This window comes from Enterococcus sp. DIV1304_2 (assembly GCF_050555445.1).
GTDB lineage: Bacteria > Bacillota > Bacilli > Lactobacillales > Enterococcaceae > Enterococcus_B > Enterococcus_B pernyi.
In genome coordinates, this window is sequence record NZ_CP187851.1 from 2,956,147 (window position 1) to 2,976,839 (window position 20,693).

The 20,693-nt window shown below is 38.2% G+C and carries 21 protein-coding genes; 2 read left to right on the forward strand and 19 right to left on the reverse strand.

The annotated features are described in order from the left end of the window. Positions 1 to 26 precede the first annotated feature (26 nt). The 9 genes from alsE to IGJ14_RS13665 all read right to left on the reverse strand — a co-directional run bounded on the left by alsE (position 27) and on the right by IGJ14_RS13665 (position 9,157). Complete coding sequence (gene alsE, locus IGJ14_RS13625) at positions 27 to 716, reverse strand: D-allulose 6-phosphate 3-epimerase (RefSeq protein WP_019722931.1); 690 nt, start codon at positions 714 to 716, stop codon at positions 27 to 29. Further along, positions 717 to 1,370, reverse strand: coding sequence for a fructose-6-phosphate aldolase (gene fsa / locus IGJ14_RS13630; protein ID WP_019722932.1), 654 nt, complete (start codon positions 1,368 to 1,370; stop codon positions 717 to 719). A gap of 31 nt (positions 1,371 to 1,401) precedes the next feature. Then, complete coding sequence (locus IGJ14_RS13635) at positions 1,402 to 2,502, reverse strand: PTS fructose transporter subunit IIC (protein WP_010734015.1); 1,101 nt, start codon at positions 2,500 to 2,502, stop codon at positions 1,402 to 1,404. Between the two features lie 25 nt (positions 2,503 to 2,527). After that, on the reverse strand, positions 2,528 to 2,842 hold the full coding sequence (locus IGJ14_RS13640; protein WP_010734014.1) for a PTS fructose transporter subunit IIB: 315 nt from the start codon (positions 2,840 to 2,842) through the stop codon (positions 2,528 to 2,530). Between the two features lie 20 nt (positions 2,843 to 2,862). Then, a complete protein-coding gene (locus IGJ14_RS13645) occupies positions 2,863 to 3,312 on the reverse strand; it encodes a fructose PTS transporter subunit IIA (RefSeq protein WP_010734013.1) in 450 nt (149 codons plus the stop codon). Between the two features lie 15 nt (positions 3,313 to 3,327). Beyond that, positions 3,328 to 3,639, reverse strand: a complete 312-nt coding sequence (locus tag IGJ14_RS13650) for a PTS fructose transporter subunit IIB (RefSeq protein ID WP_019722933.1) — start codon at positions 3,637 to 3,639, stop codon at positions 3,328 to 3,330. A 30-nt stretch (positions 3,640 to 3,669) separates the two neighbouring features. Beyond that, positions 3,670 to 4,080 (reverse strand): PTS sugar transporter subunit IIA, encoded by a 411-nt coding sequence (locus IGJ14_RS13655; protein WP_019722934.1) that lies wholly within the window; start codon positions 4,078 to 4,080, stop codon positions 3,670 to 3,672. Then, positions 4,070 to 5,554, reverse strand: coding sequence for a BglG family transcription antiterminator (locus tag IGJ14_RS13660; protein WP_195339569.1), 1,485 nt, complete (start codon positions 5,552 to 5,554; stop codon positions 4,070 to 4,072). Before IGJ14_RS13660 ends, IGJ14_RS13655 begins: the two co-directional genes overlap by 11 nt. 1,281 nt (positions 5,555 to 6,835) lie before the next feature. Continuing rightward, positions 6,836 to 9,157 (reverse strand): WxL domain-containing protein, encoded by a 2,322-nt coding sequence (locus IGJ14_RS13665; protein WP_019722936.1) that lies wholly within the window; start codon positions 9,155 to 9,157, stop codon positions 6,836 to 6,838. Between the two features lie 354 nt (positions 9,158 to 9,511). On the opposite strand from IGJ14_RS13665, the gene IGJ14_RS13670 reads away from it, so the two are divergent. Continuing rightward, on the forward strand, positions 9,512 to 11,008 hold the full coding sequence (locus IGJ14_RS13670; RefSeq protein WP_019722937.1) for a helix-turn-helix domain-containing protein: 1,497 nt from the start codon (positions 9,512 to 9,514) through the stop codon (positions 11,006 to 11,008). A 179-nt stretch (positions 11,009 to 11,187) separates the two neighbouring features. On the opposite strand, the gene IGJ14_RS13675 is transcribed toward IGJ14_RS13670, so the two are convergent. The 9 genes from IGJ14_RS13675 to IGJ14_RS13715 form a co-directional block, all read right to left on the reverse strand. After that, positions 11,188 to 11,973, reverse strand: a complete 786-nt coding sequence (locus IGJ14_RS13675) for a class A sortase (RefSeq protein WP_080570491.1) — start codon at positions 11,971 to 11,973, stop codon at positions 11,188 to 11,190. Further along, complete coding sequence (locus IGJ14_RS13680; RefSeq protein WP_019722939.1) at positions 11,966 to 12,127, reverse strand: hypothetical protein; 162 nt, start codon at positions 12,125 to 12,127, stop codon at positions 11,966 to 11,968. Before IGJ14_RS13680 ends, IGJ14_RS13675 begins: the two co-directional genes overlap by 8 nt. 35 nt (positions 12,128 to 12,162) lie before the next feature. Then, positions 12,163 to 12,648: a hypothetical protein gene (locus tag IGJ14_RS13685; protein WP_019722940.1), complete on the reverse strand. Its 486-nt coding sequence runs from the start codon at positions 12,646 to 12,648 to the stop codon at positions 12,163 to 12,165. After that, a complete protein-coding gene (locus IGJ14_RS13690; RefSeq protein ID WP_157999839.1) occupies positions 12,617 to 13,981 on the reverse strand; it encodes a helix-turn-helix domain-containing protein in 1,365 nt (454 codons plus the stop codon). The genes IGJ14_RS13685 and IGJ14_RS13690 overlap by 32 nt, the downstream gene beginning before the upstream one ends. A gap of 148 nt (positions 13,982 to 14,129) precedes the next feature. Continuing rightward, complete coding sequence (locus IGJ14_RS13695) at positions 14,130 to 15,275, reverse strand: DUF916 and DUF3324 domain-containing protein (protein ID WP_019722942.1); 1,146 nt, start codon at positions 15,273 to 15,275, stop codon at positions 14,130 to 14,132. Between the two features lie 230 nt (positions 15,276 to 15,505). After that, positions 15,506 to 16,258: a WxL domain-containing protein gene (locus tag IGJ14_RS13700; RefSeq protein WP_019722943.1), complete on the reverse strand. Its 753-nt coding sequence runs from the start codon at positions 16,256 to 16,258 to the stop codon at positions 15,506 to 15,508. 31 nt (positions 16,259 to 16,289) lie between these two features. Then, positions 16,290 to 17,066 carry a WxL domain-containing protein gene (locus IGJ14_RS13705; RefSeq protein ID WP_019722944.1) on the reverse strand — a complete coding sequence of 259 codons (777 nt, stop codon included), beginning with the start codon at positions 17,064 to 17,066 and terminating at the stop codon, positions 16,290 to 16,292. A gap of 35 nt (positions 17,067 to 17,101) precedes the next feature. Further along, a complete protein-coding gene (locus IGJ14_RS13710) occupies positions 17,102 to 17,923 on the reverse strand; it encodes a WxL domain-containing protein (RefSeq protein ID WP_019722945.1) in 822 nt (273 codons plus the stop codon). Positions 17,924 to 17,953: 30 nt separating this feature from the next. Further along, the gene (locus IGJ14_RS13715) at positions 17,954 to 18,280 is read right to left on the reverse strand and encodes a hypothetical protein (RefSeq protein ID WP_019723637.1); all 327 of its coding nucleotides are present in this window, start codon (positions 18,278 to 18,280) and stop codon (positions 17,954 to 17,956) included. Between the two features lie 740 nt (positions 18,281 to 19,020). On the opposite strand from IGJ14_RS13715, the gene IGJ14_RS13720 reads away from it, so the two are divergent. Next, the gene (locus tag IGJ14_RS13720) at positions 19,021 to 19,488 is read left to right on the forward strand and encodes a hypothetical protein (RefSeq protein ID WP_019723638.1); all 468 of its coding nucleotides are present in this window, start codon (positions 19,021 to 19,023) and stop codon (positions 19,486 to 19,488) included. Between the two features lie 117 nt (positions 19,489 to 19,605). Here the strand turns inward: IGJ14_RS13720 and IGJ14_RS13725 are convergent, their stop codons facing one another. Then, positions 19,606 to 20,670 carry a Fic family protein gene (locus IGJ14_RS13725; RefSeq protein WP_019723639.1) on the reverse strand — a complete coding sequence of 355 codons (1,065 nt, stop codon included), beginning with the start codon at positions 20,668 to 20,670 and terminating at the stop codon, positions 19,606 to 19,608. Positions 20,671 to 20,693 lie beyond the last annotated feature (23 nt).

The following is a 20,693-nucleotide window of genomic DNA, read 5'->3' on the forward strand; positions in this document are numbered from 1 at the left end:
CTGACCGGCTTTCTCACGGCCTTCTCTTACCCGATCGTTTTCCCAGTCATTTCTTCATAATCGGTTTTCATGATTTCCCATGACTTTTCGATTTTTTCATCTAAACCAAACAAGCCACTGCGACCGACAATGTAAATATCTGGTCCTGCTGCATCGATTCGTTTGAAGGATTTACGGTTAGAAGAGCCGTCCATTTCAATCAAATAGTGATACCCTTTTTCTTCGCGTAGTTCGCGTAAAGCAACGATCTTATCCAGTGTACTTTCAATAAACCGTTGTCCAGCAAATCCTGGATCGATCGTCATGATCGTGATTTTATCGACCAATTCGATGTATGGGAAGATGGCTTCGATCGGTGTTTCTGGGTTTAAAACGACGCCAGCTTTTAACCCTGTATCATGGATTTGATCGATCAAGCGAAAAGCTAAACCATCTAATAATTCGGCGTGCATACAGATCCATTCACACTTTTGCTCGATTAATTGATTCACCCAAAAACTTTGGTCTTTAACCATTAAGTGCGCAGACATCGGTAGATTACTGATTTTACGTACCTCATCAATGAACCATGGAGATAATGTGATATTTGGTACATAATGACCATCCATGATATCGATGTGGTAAGAATCGACATGATCATTTAAAAATTCGATTTGTTCTTTGAACTTATCTAAGTCCATCGTCATCAATGAAGGTGAAAATTCCACTTTTCCCATTTATTTGTTCCCTCCTTGAAAGCTTTCCCAGTCCGCCATGAATTGAGCAATCCCTTTATCGGTCAATGGATGGCTCCACAACGTTTGGTACAATGATGGCGGTACAGTGGCAATGTGTGCGCCAACTAAACTCGCTTTTTCCACATGTTCCGAATTACGGACACTTGCTGCAATGATTTCTGTAGAAAACCCGTAAGTATCTAGTACTTCACGTAGTTTTGCGACAAGCTCGATCCCGCTCGTTCCGGTATCATCTAATCGACCTAAAAATGGTGAAATAAATGTCGCACCTGCTTTTGCTGCTAGTAACCCTTGCGCCACAGAGAAAATCAATGTGACATTGGTCTTGATCCCCAATTTAGATAATTCGTTCGTCGCTTTCAATCCTTCTTCTGTCATAGGGATCTTGATCACGATGTTTTCCGCCCATTGGACGATCTCTTTCGCTTCTGCGACCATGCCGTCTGCTTCCAAACTAGTCACTTCTGCTGAGACAGGTCCGTCAACGATCGAACAGATTTCTTTGATGACTTCTTCAAACACGCGTCCTTCTTTGGCAATGATCGTCGGATTGGTTGTCACCCCATCGACTAAACCTAGCGCATTGATTGTTTTGATTGCTATTACATCTGCTGTATCTAGAAAAAATTTCATCGATTTTGCCCCTCTTTTTTACGCACTTATTTTAAAAAATCTGAATATCATCTAAACTGATATCTTCTTCCTCTTTTTCTACTACTAAGTCCATTTCTTCTTCCGGCACGTTCTTTTTGATCACAGCTAAAACGACGGCTGTAACTAAAACGTTCACTAAGATTGCGATCACACCTGCCCATGGTCGAGACATCGTTGGAATCATCAAGACACCACCGAAAGGAACCGTTGCATCCGCACCTAAGATCATCGTTGTTGCACCACCAGCAAATCCTCCGATTGCTGTTGCGACTACACCACGTACGATATCATTCATAACTAAAGGAATCACACCTTCAACAATATTGATGACACCCATTGGTACGGCTGATTTCAATGTCTCTACTTCCACTTTTGTATAGATATTCTTGCGGAACATTTTGGCGATAAAATAAGCTAAACCAAAGCCGATCGGTGTGGCTGTATTGACTAATTGCAGTGCGGTAATCGGGCCATTCAACCCTTCCGCTTGCATCGTCAACACAAAGGCAAATACGGTTTTGTTGATTGGACCACCGTAGTCGATCCCACTTAATAAGCCGATCACACCACCAAAAATCAATAAGGAAGAATTGCCTAATCCATCTAAGAAATTCGTTAATAATAGCGTTAATGCTGCGATTGGCGCGCCAATGATATACACCATGACTAAGCCACCAACAATTGAAGCAATAAATGGAATAATCAATGTTGGCATCAATCCTTTTGCCCATTTTGGTACTTTGACATGTTTTAAAATACCTAAAACCAGATACCCTGCTAAGTAACCACCTAAAATCCCCCCGATAAAACCAGCACCAATTGCATTTGCTGTTAACCCAATAATGAAACCTGGTGCGATCCCTGGTTTAGCTGCAATGGAATAAGAAATCCCAGTAGCGATCACAACTGGTAATAATCCTAAACCAGCGCCACCCATCGTTGCTAACGCATCCCAAATCGAAAACTCACCTTGTACAAGTGTTCCTTGACTTGTTCCGCCAAAGGCCATGCCGATTGCAATCAGAAATCCGGCACCACATACGATTGGAATCAAATATGAAATCGCTGTCAATAAATGTCCTTTTAAATTTAACTTTTTAATTGCCTCCATTTTTTTGTCTCCCCCATTCTGGTAATTATTGTTGCACGACTACTTCTTCTACTTTTTCAATCAACTTACTCGGTGATTTTACAGCAACTTCTGTCGGTACTTGGACGATTCGTTTTCCTTCAAAACGTTCACGACCACTGATTTTGACATCTACAGCTAAAATCACGACATCTGCTTGACTGATTTGCTCTGCCGTCAATTCATTTTCGATCCCGATCGTTCCTTGTGTTTCCACATGGATCTCATGCCCGGCCTTTTTTGCGGCATTCTCCAACTTTTCTTGCGCAATGTACGTATGAGCGATCCCCACCGTACATGCTGCTACTCCAACGATTTTCATTTTTTCTTCCTCCTCACTCTTTAGCCAAATGCAGCGACTACTTCATCGATTTCTCTTGCAGCAATCAAACGTTCCACCACTTCATCATTTCCTAACTTACGGGCAAATAAGGACAACAATTTCAAATGTTTTTGCGCACCTTCCGTATCGTCTCCGACTGCAAACAAGATGATACCTTTCACACCCTTACCGTCTAATGTCTCCCAAGGAATTTCATTTTCAGTCACCCCGATCGCCACACCGACCTTCTTCACATACGCACTTTTTCCATGTGGAATAGCGATATAATTACCGATCCCTGTTTGACCTTGCGCTTCTCGCAAATAAATATCTTTCACAAATGCTTCGACATCCGTAATGTATTCTTGTTCATATAAGCGATTGGCTAATTCATATAAGACCGCATCTTTCGTTTTTCCGTTTAAGTTCGTTTTGATGATTGTTGGATCAATGATTTCTTTGATCTCCATTTTCCTCACTCCTCATTAGTTACTGACAACTTCCATTGCTTTTTCGATTAATTTGTTTGGTGATTTTACCGCGATCTCTGTTGGTACTTGGATGATTTTCTTTCCTTCGAAACGTTCCCGTCCACTGATCTTGACATCCACTGCTAGAATCACGATATCCGCTTGATCGATTGCCTCTTGTGGCAATTCATTTTCAATCCCGATCGTTCCTTGAGTTTCGACATGGATCTCATGACCCGCTTTTTTCGCTGCATTCTCTAATTTTTCTTGTGCAATATACGTATGGGCGATTCCCACTGTACATGCTGCTACTCCAACGATTTTCATTATTGGTTCCTCCAATTTTTGATAGTATTTTTATCGTTCTGTGAAATTACCAGTTTTCAATTCATCTAGATAGTCCGAATCAGCCAGTTGTCGCATAAAATCAGCAAGCTGTCGTTTGACTGCCAGTGTTTCATTTTCTGCTAGTAAGACAACGATGAGCAATTCCACTTTTGCCATTCGTTCCGACCATTCAGTAATTGGCTGTTGGGGACGAATCACCCAGACCTGTGTTTTGGCTAGTGCTGGATGTTCAAGATGAGGCAAAATCACGCCTTCCTCAATTTGGATATCTCCTGCCTCTTCTCGCTCAAACAATGCCTGTTGGATCGCTTGTGCCTTTTCTTTCGAGGTAGGGAAGACTTGTTGACTGATCCATTCATAAGTTTCTGCCTTTGACGTTAATGCAATCTGATCAACTATTTCCACAAAATTATCTATCATGATAAATATCCTCGATTTTCTGTTGGATTCTTGACTGGTCATCAGCGGTCAACATCGCGCTAACGATCAAAGATTGAACAGGAAATGCTTCTTTCAGGCCAACTGTTGTTAAAATCAACTCGATTCCTGGTGTCTTCTCTAACACTGATTGATAATTTTTAGTACTGATCATATCTACGATTTCTAATTCTGGGAATTTTTTGGCTAACTTCACCTTCAATAATTCAGAAGTTCCCACGCCAGTTGTACACATGATCAGTGTTTGGATCGGAAATTGGTGCGTCTCAATGATTCGTGCAAAATACAAGGTGATAAACCCAATCTCATCAGGCGTGATCGTTGGAAGCTGAAACGTTTGACTCACCTGTTTTGATACTTCAGCAACCGTATTAAAAATCGTTTCATACGTTAATTGGATTTGATCCAACAAACTATTTTTCACTCTGATTTGATGGCGCAACCGATTGACCAAAGGTTTGATATGATTAGCAAGATCTGTAAAAATCATCTCGCTTGCTACATTGAGATTTAGCTTCTCACCAACTTGATGCAAGTAATAAGAAGTAATCTCAATCACTTCTTCTGTGAACGTTTGGGTCTTCATTTGACTATTATCCGTTCTAGAAGAAAGTAAATATTGATAAAGATAGTAGATCTCACTTACTGGTAATTTCGTTTTCAAATATACTTCCACTTGGCGGATCACTTCGATGGCAATATCACGAATCAAGGATTCATTATCTAAAACTTGTAATTGTTCCATCGTTAATTTTTCTCCAGTGGCTTGATAATTCGTTTTTCTTGCGCGACGTACCGCAATGTATAGATGGGAGAAAATATTGATATTGTATGGGTAAGGAATCGTGCCATTGAGTTTTTTTTCAATCAGCTTGATCTGTTCGATGACAAAATTCGCATCGTAACGATTAAACGAAAATTCGTCCGATAAAGCGATTTCATCAATATCGAAAATATTCAATCGTTGAATCAACTCAGTGATCGCTCGACGGATATTCTCTTCCTTGCCTTTGATGGCTAATGTCCGATTTTTGCGGACCAATTGCAGATCATACGCTGAAATCCGTTCCGCAATGATTTTTTCATCATTCGCGATCGCTGAATCACCAACATAATAGGTTTGATACAAATCAATGACTTTTAGTGCTTTAGGCGAGGATAATAATAATTCTTCCATCACATTATTTTGCCGCTCTGACGGTAGGACTTCCACAGAAGACACAATTGTTTGATTCGTCTGTGCAATATATTTTTCATAATCCAGTTTGTACCCCCGACCCTTTTCAGACAAAATCAGTGGCCCATTTGGAAACTCGTCATTCATTTTTTTAACCAAGCGGTAGACCGTCTTGGTAGAGGTACTCATTAACTCTGCCAACACTTCAGCAGTAACATAATCTCTTTGCTTTGATAAAAGAAGCGTTAATTTATTCCCTCGATCCATTTGACTAGTCATAGCTCTATCCCCCCTGTATCTTTATCATAAGCGATTTTTTTTATTCTGCTTCACTACATAATGTCCCTTGCAGCGGACAAAATGTATTCGGTTACACAAGGTTGTGAAAGAAGCGGTCAGCACTAAGGCATAAGTCAGGAACATCGAAAATGGCTCTTTCATTTTTGATGTTTCTGACTTATGACCGAAGTGTTGCTCCTTGAACACCGTTTATCTAGGTTGTGAAAGAAGCGGTCAGCACTAAGGCATAAGTCAGGAACATCGAAAATGGCTCTTTCATTTTTGATGTTTCTGACTTATGACCGAAGTGTTGCTCCTTGAACACCGTTTATCTAGGTTGTGAAAGAAGCGTTCAGCACTGAGTAATAAGACAGAAAAATCGAAAATAGCTTTCCATATTTTTTGATTTTTCAGCTTAATGTTGAAGGTCAGTTTTTCGAACACCGTTTATCATAGGTTGTGAGAAAGCTGGGCAACTCCAAGTATTAAGACAGAAATTGAGAAAATAGCTTCTCATATTTTTTCAATTTTTGGCTTAATATCGTAGGAGTTAGCTTTCGAACACCGTTTATCTAGGTTGTGAAAGAAGCGGTCAGCACTGAGTAATAAGACAGAAAAATCGAAAATGGCTTTTTCATTTTTGATTTTTTTGGCTTATTATTGAAGTGTTGATTCTTGAACACCGTTTATCTAGGTTGTGAGAAAAGCGTTTTGACCTGAGCAGTAAGGTGGAAAATTAGAAAATAGCTTTACATATTTTTTGATTTTTCAGCTTACTGTTGAAGGTCAGCTTTTTTAACAACCAAATAGTTACATTTTTTGAAACTAAAGATAACTATATGAAAACATAACATTTTGGACATCAATTTTAAAGCGAACATCATAAATATCCTTTTGAAATATTTTTGATAAGAGATTTTATTTCCTCAGTTGGCTTGTTTTACTCATGTTTCCAACTTAAATCACTTGAACCACCGCGCAACCTTAAAATAACTATCTATATGAAATAAGATAACTTTCTTACCAAGCTCATGATTTACAAATAAGTTAATCAAGTGGACACACAAATCACGTAATGTTTTTACTAACGGGTAAACAAACTGTTGTGGAGACAGCTTCCATGCAAATAAGGCGACATCCATAAAAATTCCAATGATTTTTATGGATATCACCTTATTTATTGAGATTAACAACTGCCGTCCCACCTCAATTTTTCGATTGTTAAATATTGATTTTTGGAGAATCACCGCTTTTAACAGTAATGAATAACAGTATTTATCATCAATTTGCTGGTACATCACTTAATGACCAATTGATGGTCGCTTGGTAAGGTTTTCCTACCGCTATTTTATTGCCATCGACCTGCAACTGGACATCTTCATAACTTAACTCCCAAGCACCTTGACCAGTTCCAGTGGCGGCATTCATGACAGAAACCGCAGCACCATCTTCTTGTAATGTAAAGTCAAGCGCTTGAGGTGCTTTTGCAGTATTTCCTGTCGTTGTGTTTAGCGTGCCTGCATGAAAACTGATACTTGCACCTTTTAAGAATGTACCGAACGGTGCAGTCTCCAAATCAGCCATTGTATCACTCGTAAATTGTTGCGACATCGATGCTGTAACGTGCCAACCTTTATTTGTATATGATTCATCAGTGACTTTTAAACCCGTCTGTGTCTCACTACCGTATGAGTGAGTTCCCGATTTCAGTGTCTGTGTGCCAAACTCAACAGTTGGTACTTCATCAAGTGTTGGCATAGCTGGCGGCGCTGTGACATTTAGAGTAAAAGCTATCGTGCCTGCTTGGTAGTACTTATTTGCGTCAACGGCTAAAGCCTCACTCAGACTTCCATACGTGTTTCCATCAGGTGCTGTCACATCTTTGATTGTGACACCTGCAGGAAGTTCAGGTAACTGCTCGCTAGGATCTTTGATGACTCCACCGGTTACACCTGTTTCAGCCGGAATCACAGGTAGATCAGGAACATTCGGTCTCGTACCATCTACATATTTATAGGAAAAACTAGCTGAAGCGGCATCGCTAGCTAAATAGATAGTAAAATAATTTGCCCAAGGATTGTTGGCTATATCATCAAATGTTGAATTTGCGGCAACCGCTGAAGCAATATCTGGATATGTTTTTCCGCCTTGACCGTCAGGAGCCACAACGTGATCCAATTTATACCCTGCTGGTACGCTCAATTTAGGTACCGTTGGGAATGTCGCACCATACTTATCGGTAAACGTTGGCGGACTAGCTAAAGGTAACTCTACCGCAGAGCCTGCTGTAAACGAAAGGGTGGAGGCAGGATGACCACCAAGTAATCCTGTGATCGGGTCCGTTACGATCCCAGTTCCTGGTGTATCTTTTAGATAATAGGTTCTGAAATCAACTTTCTCGTCAATAGGCGTATAATAAACATTGATGCCATTCGGGTTGGCTTTGACATATTCGTCATAATTAGCAACCGTGATTGAACCCCCACTCAAAAAACTATATCCAGTAAGGGTTGGCGCCTGATAAGTGAAATGGTCCGAGGCATTTGCTGAACCATTTGTTACACCGATCTTGTCACCCACATTCGCAGTGATGGTAGCTGCCTCTACCTTTTTGATCGGTGCATTCGTCGTCGCATCAATAAAATTCACTGGGAATGTGACTGTCCCGCGAGTTGCCATAAATGAAGCGTTTTTGGAAGCATTCCCGCCTTGGATCACTCCAGTATTGTTTCCTGTAATCGCCAGGCTACCAAATGAAATGTTTTTTCTAATGGTGATTGTTCTTGAAATAGTTTTTGCTCCATATGCACCATTATTGTTATAGCCAATATCCGGCGTAGAAGTAAGCGACAGCTTGCCAGTGTAAGTGCCATTTTTATTATCTACAATATCCGACCAAGTCAATGTTTGCGTTTCAGAACTCCAACGAGTCGTTCCAGACCCTTGGAATTGTAACGGTGCAGACGCTTCTACCCATGGGATCGTAGTGGAACTTGATTGTTCGATGACGCCATTTGCATCTGTTTTTCGAATCTCGATTTTATCCTGACCTTTATTGGTAGCAGTTGGCCCATCAAATGCACTGTTGTACCAAATATCACGACCAACAAAAAAACTATCTTTTAAACCGGCAATTCCTAGCTTCTGTCCTGTTGCATTGGGTGCATTTTGTTTGATCATGTCGTTATTTGCCGGAGTCAAAAAGAAGCCCGATGCATCCCCCATTTTCCAGACATCGGCTTTATCATACCAATAGGGCGTTTTGATTGTTAATGGTTTAGAAAAATCAAGTGTTGCTCTGGTTGATTGATATACCCATGAATTTTTAACTGAGTTCGCTAACCATAAATAATTATTTCCCGAAGGATCCCATTTCCACCACTTACTATCTCCTGCTAACATCATCCAGTTATTCGGATTTTGTTGAAAGGTGCTATCCAAAGTATGATTTCCAGTATCTGAATTTTTACCAGGTACTAATGTACTGGAAATAGCTGTAGCCGCTTCAACTCGATCTCCAAAATAGTTACTCAAAAAGGGCGATAGAGCAATGATGCTGAACCCGATAATAATTTTTGACAGGATTGTTTTCTTTTTATTCATTCATTTTCTCTTCTTTCTTTTGAGGTGGTTGCGTACTTATAAGAAAAAAGTACATAGTATCTTGCCGAAGACAGCTCTTCTATTTTTAGGGTCTATACGTAATAAGTATTTTTTCTCGACTTATAGTAACAAAAAAAGCAACAACTATTGTTATTATTGTTTTGCAAAAAAAACAAAAAATTCATGGTTATTCTCATAAGTATTTTACAATTAATTAAAATCATACGAACGTTTTACAGCTGTCTACGTTTTTTGTCATTTAATTTATTTAGTAGGTTTTCTCGTAATATATAGATATAATATTGAATAAGAAACATTTCATTAATTTGATCCAAACACAGTGGAGGTGAAGTCATGAGAGAGTATTTTTTTAATTATAAAGAAAATGAAATTATCCAGTTCTTCCAATACTGTTATATAAATAAAAAAGACTATTATCCAAAAAAAAGTATCCAAGAAGCACTAAATATTTCAGAATATCGTTACAAAGCCATCGGTCACAGAGTGGAAGAAATAAAAACACAATATCCAACTTTTGACTTCAACTATGATAAACATGGCTTATCTATCCGTTTTTCAAAAGAATTTTTATTACTTAAAGTCTATATTCTGCTGTTTAAAGAAACTGTTGGATTTAAATTCGTCCTTTCTATTTATAAAGAAGAATTTCAAAACTTATCCTCTTTTTCTGAGTCTGTCCATATGCACCAACAAAGTGTGTTACCTAAGCTGAAACCTGTACGAGTGCTGCTTGGGGAACACTCCCTTGAGTATTTGTTATTCAAGAAAAAAATCAGTGGTGAGGAATACCGTATCCGTCATTTTTTCTTTGAACTCTTCTGGCATTTACATGATGAGAGGGAACCAATCATCCCTGAATATCCTGAGAGTTTCCAAGCACTTGCGACGATGATCCACGAATATCTGCCGATGCATTCGCGCGAAGATATCCGTAAACTCTACTTATTTATGAAAATCACACAACACCGAATGAATCATGGACATACGATCACTAGCTTACCTATCACGATAACAGAAGTTAGAAGTCCTTTAATCACTTATGACGTTTTCAAACAACAAATACAATCGAAAGAAATAACCGGTCGTTTTTTTAAAAAAACCTTGAATGAAACAGAGCTCAATTACCTTTACTATGTGTTTACTGTCGTGCCGACCTATACTTATCATGAAAAAAACGAGTTGCCATCTTTTCGCGACTTTTATACAGAAGAGTATCAAGAGCTTGAACGATCGATTTTTGATCAGCTGTTTCAACAAACGAAACGACGATTGACAGGCCCACAGGAAAGTTTTCTCTCTCTCAACATGATTTATCGAGTGACCTATTTTCTCAGTTACGGAAGTGACAACTACGTGCCGCCATACTCTGACTTGGAATACTTTTATTATAGCGATCCAACGAAGGATCATTATTTTAAAATCGTAGACAAAATCATTTCTCAAATTCCATTAAAAGAAGAAAAATGGCAACGGATCTTCAATAGTCAGTCCTTTCGTTTTTCGTTGTTTCAACTAGTATCGTGGGTCCTTGAAGAACAGCTAGACTCAGTGAAAGTAGCTATATTGACTAAATACGGAAAACTCCATAAAACCGAACTTGTCCGCTACTTAACAAAGCTGAATCCTAGACCGATTGAAGTGGTGGAATACGATGAATATCCCGAAATCATCTTTTGTGATTTCCCGCTAAAAGAAGGACAGGAAATCAATCCAAAAGCAGAAATTTATTTTATCGGTGTCAAACCAACTCCGCTCCAGTGGCTTGAAATAGTGAATTTCGTTGATTCTTTCCGTACGAAAAAGCAATTTGGCCATTTAATGAAGGAATAAGCAGTAAAAAGCAAAAAATATGAGAAGCTATTTTCGGCTTTTGCTACTTATTCCTCAGAGCTGGGCACTTCTGTCACAACCTCCTACTCTAGCTAAAATCTTGATTTTCAATGACGCTTAGTAAACCGCTTATCAAACGAAAGGGCAGTAACGTTGATCATTTTTTGGAGAGTACTCAGTTACGTACGCCAGACGAAAATCAAGAATAACATAGCGACAAGAATTATAAGCAAAAGCGGCAGGATAAATTCAACAAGATATTGTTTATCTTTTGCTTGTTTGACGATTTCTGCCTCTTGTTTAAATGGTTCGATCAGTGCTTTTTCCTCATGCACTTTTTTAGCTTCCACGAATGTACGGTAAGGGGTTTTATCTTCTTGTCTACAAGTAACTAGAAAAAGAAACTCTGCGCCTTTATCAGCCAATTGATCCACTTCTGTTTCTTTGATCACCAATGTTTTTTCCACCTCATATTGAGAGTAATCATTTAGATACTGAATATAAATCGAATCCCCTTTTTTCAATTCTTCGATTCGAGCAAAAAGTAGTTGGTACGAGCCTGCGTGATGACCAATCAGTGTTAGTGATCCCAAATCTGTTTCACGTTGAGGGAACAAACTAACCACTCCATCAATCAGATGGTCTGTTGTCAAACCAAGAAAGATCGGTTGCGAAATCTCTACTTTAGGAATAACGACTTGACCGATAGCATCATCGTTTGTTTTTTGTGTCACCCCAATGACATCTTGGATATTCAATGCTTTCACATCTTCTGTTGGTGGAATATTTTTTGGCACTTGGTAGCGGATCGCTGTACGCGCCAATTGTGAATGAGTCGCTATCAGAAAATACTTGGAGAAAGGAACAGCCATCAGACTCACGGCAAGTAGAACCAAGATACTGATCAGTATTTTCAATCTTCGTTGACTATTTGAACGACCTCTCCTCTTCTTCCAGTTAGCCATTATAGCTACTTTGATCCATCGAATATTTGACCCATTCAAAACGTTCCTGTGTCCCGTGTACACTTTGTAATTGATCGTCTAAATCAGCGTTTATCAGCCAGTGTAGGGCGCCCACTTCTTTAAATCCACCTGCTTTAAAACAAACTTTTATCATCAAACATCATCCCTATTTTTATGATTCATTTTTTACTAGTAGTGTCTGATCTCTTTAGTGACGTAGCTTTCCCCGTCTAACCGTCCCATACCAAAGAGCATTTTTCCAGACAAGGCTGCTAGCATTATCCCTGTATTCGTTTTTCCCACTCTTGCGTCTTCACCCATCCCAGCAGTCGCTTTGCTTCTCTTATTTAGTACCAAATGTTCCGTCGGATGAAAGAAATCCTCTTTTTTCACTGCTTTTGTCTTACTCTCACGTTTCTTTGGAGATTCTCCTTGAGATCGTGGCGCTTTTTTCTCTGGTTTTTCTTCTTTAGAAGAAGGAGTTGTTTCTTCTTGAAACGACACACGTTCCGGATTTTTAGGAGAGACAGATTCTGCAGGATTGATTGGATTGAGTATCTCTTCCTCCGTTGCAGCAATCGTACGATCTCCATGAATAATAAGAGCAAAAAATAAACTGGCATAAAGATAGCTTTTACTAAATCTACGAAGAGATATTTTCTGAATTTTTCTCATGATTCTTCCCACACTTCTGTATTTTTACACTTACGATCAAATCACCTAATTTTTCCCAATCAGAAGCTGTAGGAGGAGATAACCAAATCACTTGATGTCGTTTACTTTGCAACTTCAACATGTCTGAAATACAAATATCCGCTGTTTCCTCTGCTTCTCCTACGAAAGATTCAATATTCAACTTACCAAAAGCAGCCACTTGTTCTTGAATGTAGCGGCTGTAACTTTCGCCAAAAGAAAAATCAATGGCGATCCTCACTTTTGGTGAAAGAAGTTCAATCGGTAAAGTTGCCAAAAAAAGAAAAATATATTCTTTTGCTAACTCATGGTAATTTGCTCGAACTGTCTCTGCACACCATTCCAACTCCAATAATTCTTGCACAATTCGATAAGCGAGCGCTTCAGCTAACTGATAGTTTTCTTTGATAAACGAAAAATGTTGAATCGTTGAATTTTCAAAGTTTGTACGCTTCTGAAAAATCAGCTTGTTATGGATCAGCGAAAGCTCATCGATTACCTCACGCGTTTCACCCCATGAAACAACGTCTTGAAATTCTGCAATGACACTGCTGATCACTTTTTCATTGAGAGAGGTAATCACTTCTGTTTCTATCAGTCTACAAGACGACGACAAATTCTCACTGCCGATAAAATACAAAAGTTCGTAAATCTCTGCTTTTTGCAAATGTTGAAAATACGGACTTAAAACCGTCATGATCTTTTGTACCAGTCCTTCATTCTGCACAGTAGATACAGTTGTTTCTCCTTGATGGCCAAAATAGTTGCGCACCTTCAAAACAAATAAGCGATATAATAGCTTTACCTGTTGTGAATTTGAAAGATCCTCTTCAAGAAAGTGCGTGATTTGGCGAAGCTGGTTGATGATTTCATTTAATTCTTCTTTCATGCTTTCAGTAAAAGGATAGGCATTTACTCCGTATAGCGTGTAATAATAGCCATATAAAAACGATTGAATATCTCTTTCTTTACCGATAAACTGACAACCGCTAGAAATCTCTATTGCAAAAATCTTCAACAGCTCATTTACTTTTGACATGATTTTATAAACCGTTGCTCTGGAAGCATATAATACGTCTTCTAAATCAAAGGTATTTTCCACTTGTTCCATAAGTACAGCCTTTATCAAGGGAGTCAAGGTACTTCGACTCGCATAACAACTGATCAAACAAGAGATATTCGCAAATGTTTTTCGCGTATATTTCACAGTCTTCGGTTTTACTCCGGTTTCTATGAGGAACTGCTCCGTCAAATCAAACTCTTTCAAATCCTCTTGGACATCTTTTATACAACTTTCAAGCTCATATCTATTCATCTTCAGTTCCTCCATCACAGTCGCTTGTAACAGAGGAATAGAAGCATTGGCATCTAAATAAAAGAGTAATTTCAGTCTGCCTATTGATTTTTTATCTAGAAATTCCAACATCATTTTGTATCACCATTTTCTAATTGACAGCATTGATTTACGGCAATGAGATTTTATCTTCTTCGTCTTCTTCCTTCTTTTTGCGTCGTTTCCATAAAATAAAGAATAAGATGAAGGCAAGCAATGCTAGAAGGATGCCCCCAATCAAGAAGTAAATCCAAGTATTATCTTTTTCGATCGTCACATCTTTTGCATTTAATTCTTTCGCTTTTTCAGCAGTAATCGTAAAATCTTTTTCAAAATGCCATTTGTAGAGATAATGAACGTCCGTTTCTTTGCCCTCTTGATTTTTTTCTGTTTGGACATACTCTCCACTAGGATCTTTTTGCCCATACACATCCATGGCTAAATGGTACGTTCCCGCCTTCATCGGTTTGGATGGATTACCACTATCCAACATCCCTTGATTACTGATTGCAATAGGATAATCAAAATTTGTATTTGGTGCCATTTGCATCATTTCTTTGACTGAAGTGAACGTCATACTTGGATCATCGATGTTGGTTACTGTTGCGTCCACTTTCATTTGATTCAAATAACCCATTTCTGAATTTTGAAGATTCGTATTGATAACATTCCGAGCATTGACTTGAGAAGGAGTCACATGATTCAAAGTTAATGAGGGCGCAACTTTTGTTTTTGTTTGTTGCAGTAATAGTGCTTCTACGTAACTAAATTCGTTTTTTAGAGAAACCCCTTTTTTATCTTTTGAAGAAGAGTCCGTTTCAGAAGATTTTTGCTTGAACGTCAAGCCACCCGCGATTACACCATCAAATGTTTCAGATGGCATCGTTACCTCGATGGCTACGTCTGTTTGAGATTTCGGCTGTAAGACTACTTCCTTCGGCATCTTCACATGATCCGCTAAATCAAACTTTAACGTTTTATCTATTTTGTTTTCACTTGGACTGTATTCCACTACACCATTGATATTGGTCGTTGCACTTGCTACATTTGCTTCGACCGTCACTACTTTATCTGTTGAATTGTCCAGTAATACATGGATTGTCTGTTTCTGTCCAGGTGTCATCAATAAATCAAAATAAGAGACCTCTTCTGCTTGGTTTTCCGGTAAGACGGGTGTCATTGAGAATTGAAACTCATTTGCCTTGACGACTTTACTACCTATCACCATCGTCATTACCATTACGAACGTCATTAAATAAAATTTTGCCCTTTTCACTATTGCTGTTCTCTCCTTAATTTCTATAAATAGAAAAGCTGTGTCAAAAGCTTGCCCAACATTCGGATAAGCCTTTGACACATTCTCTTCTTTTTGAAGCTGAATTTTCCCAATAATATCTTATTCAAAAATGATAGAGGCTAACGAAAAAAGGTGGGGGGATTTTCGAATTCCTCATTCATGTTCCAAATCTGAGCATTTCTGGGTTTACATGTGTTTTTTAAAATATCTTAGTTAGCTGGTGTATCACTTAATGACCAAGTCATTGTTGCTTTATAGTCACTTGCTAACTTTGTTGACGCACCTGGTACTTCTAATTTTACAGATGAATCTTTTGTTGTATCTGAACCAAAGTCTACTAAGCTTGTTCCAGCACCATTTCCATCAGTTGCTCCCATGACTACGTCTGATTGTACATTTGGATCTAACGTTGTAATTGCTTTTACTTTATCAGCAGGTGTTTTAGATGCTGAAACAATCGATGCATTAGTCAAATAAACTTTCGCGCCCTCTAAAATCTCACCTGCTTTACCAGCAGTAGCCGCATCTGTTGAAGCAAAATCACTTACTTTGACTGTTAAACCCCATCCAGCTAATGAACCACGATTATCGGTTACTTGAACGTAGTTTGGTCCAGTTTTGGCATTTCCAGCTGCATCTTTGTATTTTTGAGCGGCTGCATTGTACACTTTGTCTACAGATGTGATCTCTTGTGTACCAAAATCAAATGATGAAGCAAAGTCAATCGATAATGGTCCTGGCGTACCTGGAACAACTGGGATAGTTGGATCAGGATTTTCAGGAATAACTGGCTGAGTTGGGTTCAATGGATCAATTGGGTCAGTTACACTAGCTGATGGAGTATATTTGATTGAACCATATGCACCATATGATGCTACTTCGTCTGCTGATACTGTTGTAGCCACGCCAGTTGCGATCATTGTTGCTAGTAAAGCTGTAGTATATAATGTGATTTTTTTCATGTGAATTTTCTCCTTTAAGTTGACGATATTGTTATTTGTTTGTTGGCAGATCTGAAAGAATCCAGACCAAATTTGTTTGATAGCTCACTGGATCTTTAGGTGTCGCTCCAGGAACAAACAATTGAATGGCAGAAGTAAAGGTTGTATTTACTTCCTCTCCTTCAATTATTTCCTTTTTTTCGAATAAATCTGTCATATCTCCCCAGCGTGTAACCCATGTTCCAGCGCCTTGATCAATCTCAGCGCTAGTGATCATACTTTCTTGATTCGGAACCATTCCTAGTACTTCATAAGCAGTAGGTTGCGGGGAGTTGCTGTTACTTACCAGCTTGGGTTTCAGGAAAAACAAGGTTGCCCCTGTTAGTTCTTTGTATTGTGTAGCCTCTTCTGCACGGAACTGGTGGGTTTCTTTTACCTTTAGCGTCCAGCCAGCCAATGTTCCACGATTATCTGTCACTTGAACAAAGTTCGGCGTGATCAAGCTAGGATCATTGAAGTACCTTTGCGCTTGCGCAGCATAATACTCGTCTTTATTGGAAATCTTATTTATCCCAAAATCCAAACTACTAGCAAAATCAATCGATAACGCGCCTCCGGTCCCAGGCTCAGGTCTAGAGCCATCAGGATTCATCGGATCAACTGGAATCTCTGGATTGGTAGGATCTACAGGAAGTGTCGGTTCTTTTGATGATCGGAATTTTACCGCATCATACCCTCCTATATCATCTTGCTGCTCTGCATAAACCATTTGACAGGAGAGAGCAATAAACAATGTCGAAAGTACGCTTGCTAATAAAAACTTCTTCATCTAATCCTCCTTCCTTAGGAAATATCTGAATGTATTTAGTTTGCTGGAGTGTCGGATAATGTCCAATTAAGATTGGTCGTATAAGTCCCCGCTTTTTTCACTGTTGCACCTGGTACACATAACGTAATTGGTGATTTTGTTGCTATAGCATCTCCAGTTGTCGCTGTTGAATCATAATCAGTTGGTTTACCTAGACCATAGATCCAAGTACCCATCCCTTGATTTTTATCCGCAGATACAATCACTGTAGCCGCAGTAGAAACATTGTACATACCTGTATTTACTTCTTCAGGATAAATCGATGAATCCGTTCCTTTTTCTGTGTTCACATGACCACCACTAAAGGCTAGTTGTGCTCCTGTCAAGTAATCCCCCACTTCAGCGCTACCTTCATCGGTCACCGTTGGATCGACAGTATCTAAATGGAACTGTGAATCTGTCGCAACTGACAATGTCCATCCCGCAAAATTCCCACGTGTATCAGTCACCTGTACATAGTTCTCAGCAGTCTTTCCACTAGCAAATGCTTGAGGATGTGCATAATAAGTCTCTTCTTTTGATGAAATGGATTGTTTACCAAAAGCTAAAGACGAAGCAAAGTCAATTGATAATGGGCCACCTGTACCAGGTCCCGGAGGATTTGTCGGATCAGTTGGATCAATCGGTACTACCGGAATGCTTGTATCTGGATCTTCCGGATCAACCGGAGGTGTAACGGTCGTTCCTTGTTTGAATTCGACTGAAGATTTTGAATCATACTGTCCAGCAGTAGCTGCACCGACCAGCGTTGTGCCATATGTAGAAATGATCCCAACGCCAACAATAATTGCTAAAGAATATTTTTTAATATTTTTCATTTTTGATTTTTATATTCCTTTCTTTTTTGGTTAATTAATATTTTTATTTAGTCTCAATTTCAGGTATAAAATGATGCTTGCTACTATCGTGATCAAAGATAAAAGATACATCCCCTCGTTAGAAGCATCACCAGCAGCCGGTATTTTCGTTTGTTCATCAGGAGATGTCGAAAGAATTTGTTTCTCATCTTCTGTTAAATCATTCGAATCAGGGAAAGTCTTCTTTTCATACTTACCATAAAAACCTGTCTCTCCATAACTTCCATAATGTTGACTATCTGCTCGACCAATGGTTACGTTACTAGTCAGTAATAGCAGAATCAAAACCAAAGAAGCGACTCTTTTTCGTCTCCCCATAAACAGCTTCTTCTACCTCCTTTTTTAGAACTGCGTTTATCATACCTTCCTCTATTTTTCACTTCATCTTATTTTTATTTCAGTTCCTGAAAAAAAATTAAACAACAAAACGCACACGTAAAAATCCTTGGAAAAATATACAACATTTTATCGATCCATTCTTATATAAAATTTGAAAAAAAATATAAAATAACCATTTTAGTTGTATAATCAAGTTAATAACTATAGTTTTTTTATAAATTAAATAATTTTAAAACACTTATAAACAAAGCTTAATTGGTATTGTCCAATTTCACATTATTAAAAAAGCAGTGAGTATAGATTAGAAAAAATAATTAAAGTAATGAAAAAAAGAATGGAAAAATTAATTTTTATCAACTGTATAGATAACTGTTGATAGAAAAAAATTCTTCCATTAAATGATGTTTTTTGTGGGGAATGGCGGGGATTTGTGAATGAGTGATTTTTGTTTATGAGTCGTGAAAAATAGAAACATAGGTACGGTATTTGTTGATTGTCATTCTCTAACAAGAGCAAATATTTCCTCTTCAATCGTCCTCAAACTTTATTTTCATTATAATGTATCCCACTATTTAACCCATTAATAATATCGTTAGTTATATTAACTATAAAAATAGTATTAGCACATCAGTATTTCATTTTATTTCTGTAATCTATAAATGGAATCGCTTTCCGATAAACGGAGAAGTGCAAATATGATGTTTAGGAGGAACAAAATATTGTTAGATTCAGATTTTCTTTTTGAAAAATATCAAGAAAAAATACATTGCGTGCAAACGAGACACAAACCTTTAACCACATTGAAAGAACTAGTGGATGTAAAAGAGGCCCCTATTTCCACTATTTATAAAGAACATCTTGAAATGTTAAAAATCAATGTTCTTCACTCGATCTATGATCGAAAAGAAAAAACGATCGACTTTCAGCTATTTTATGTAGAAGAAAATTCAAAAAGCAATATCTATTATCAGTCTTATGCAAAAAATCCAATCACACTCCCTGGATTAAAGAAAGAAACAATTTATATTATCTTCGAAGAGTCACTCGGGATTATGGAAACAAATTGCAATTTATTAGCTATCGACTTTAGAATACAACAAGGAATCGAACAAGAGCACTTAGATAATAGAAATATTTATTTTTTAGACTATGTTTCAAACTTTGAGAATCGCTCGCTCTTTGAATGATTTAAAGAATAAAAAACCAGATCATACCTAGCAAGCTGAGTATGCTCTGGGGAGTGATGGAAGAAGTACGGTGGATTTTTGTTCTTCTTCCAGTAATAGGTAGTAATTCATATTTTACTATTTAACATCATTTGATAGTTGATACTTAGTCGAACGACCTCTTCCGATTTTTTGAATCTTATTCTCTGTTTGTAGCTCAGCCAGAGCCCGTTCAATCGTCCGCTGGCTAATATCCGGCAATAAGTTCTCTAGGTCAGTTCTTCTCAAAGGTTCAAAAGACTTTTCCAGTTCTTCTATTACCCGCTCTACTGGTGTTAGCTCACGATTGATAATGATCTCAAAGCGTTCCGAGAAATTTTCATATGCTCGCAAAATGATGCCAACAAGATAGCGAACAAACGGCGTATAATCTTGTTCATTTTCCGACCAACCAACAGAACTTGCCTGTAACGATTCATAGTAAGTTTGTTTTGATTCCTCAATCAGCATCTCAATACTGATGTACTTGCCAACTAAATACCCTGACTTATACAGCAACAATAATGTCAATAAGCGCGACATCCGCCCATTTCCATCACTAAATGGATGAATCGAGAGAAAGTCTAAAACAAAGCAAGGGATCAATAGTAACGGGTCTATCTCAGCCTTCTGAATAGCTTGATTGTATTGGTAACATAGCTCTTCAATTAAATCTGGTGTCAAATAAGCTGGTGCCGGTACGAATCGAACACGTTCGTTACCATCCTGATCTTTTTCCGTAATAACATTATCTCCACTTTTGAACTTTCCTTTATAACTTTTAGCTGAGTAATTATAAAGATTCTTGTGTAACGTCAAAATATCATTCGGCACTACTCGGATATGCTCATAACTATCATGAATTAGTTTCAAAACATCTCGATAACCGGCAATTTCTTCTTCATCTCGATTACGAGGCTTAATTTTTTCCGCCACAATTTGCTTTAAGCGACCGTCAGTTGTCGCGATCCCCTCAATTCTATTGGAAGCCTCTGTACTTTGAATCAATGCTAAGTCCGTCAGCTTACTTAAAATCTCTGGTTTTGTTGCAATATAGAGTTCTTGTTTTCCTTTATATTCATGAATCTTGGTCAGCATATTCAACAAGTCATGACTGAGAGTAAGCTTATGCAACTCACGATAATCAAATTCTTTCACCGCCATCCACCTCTTTTCTCCGCCATTTT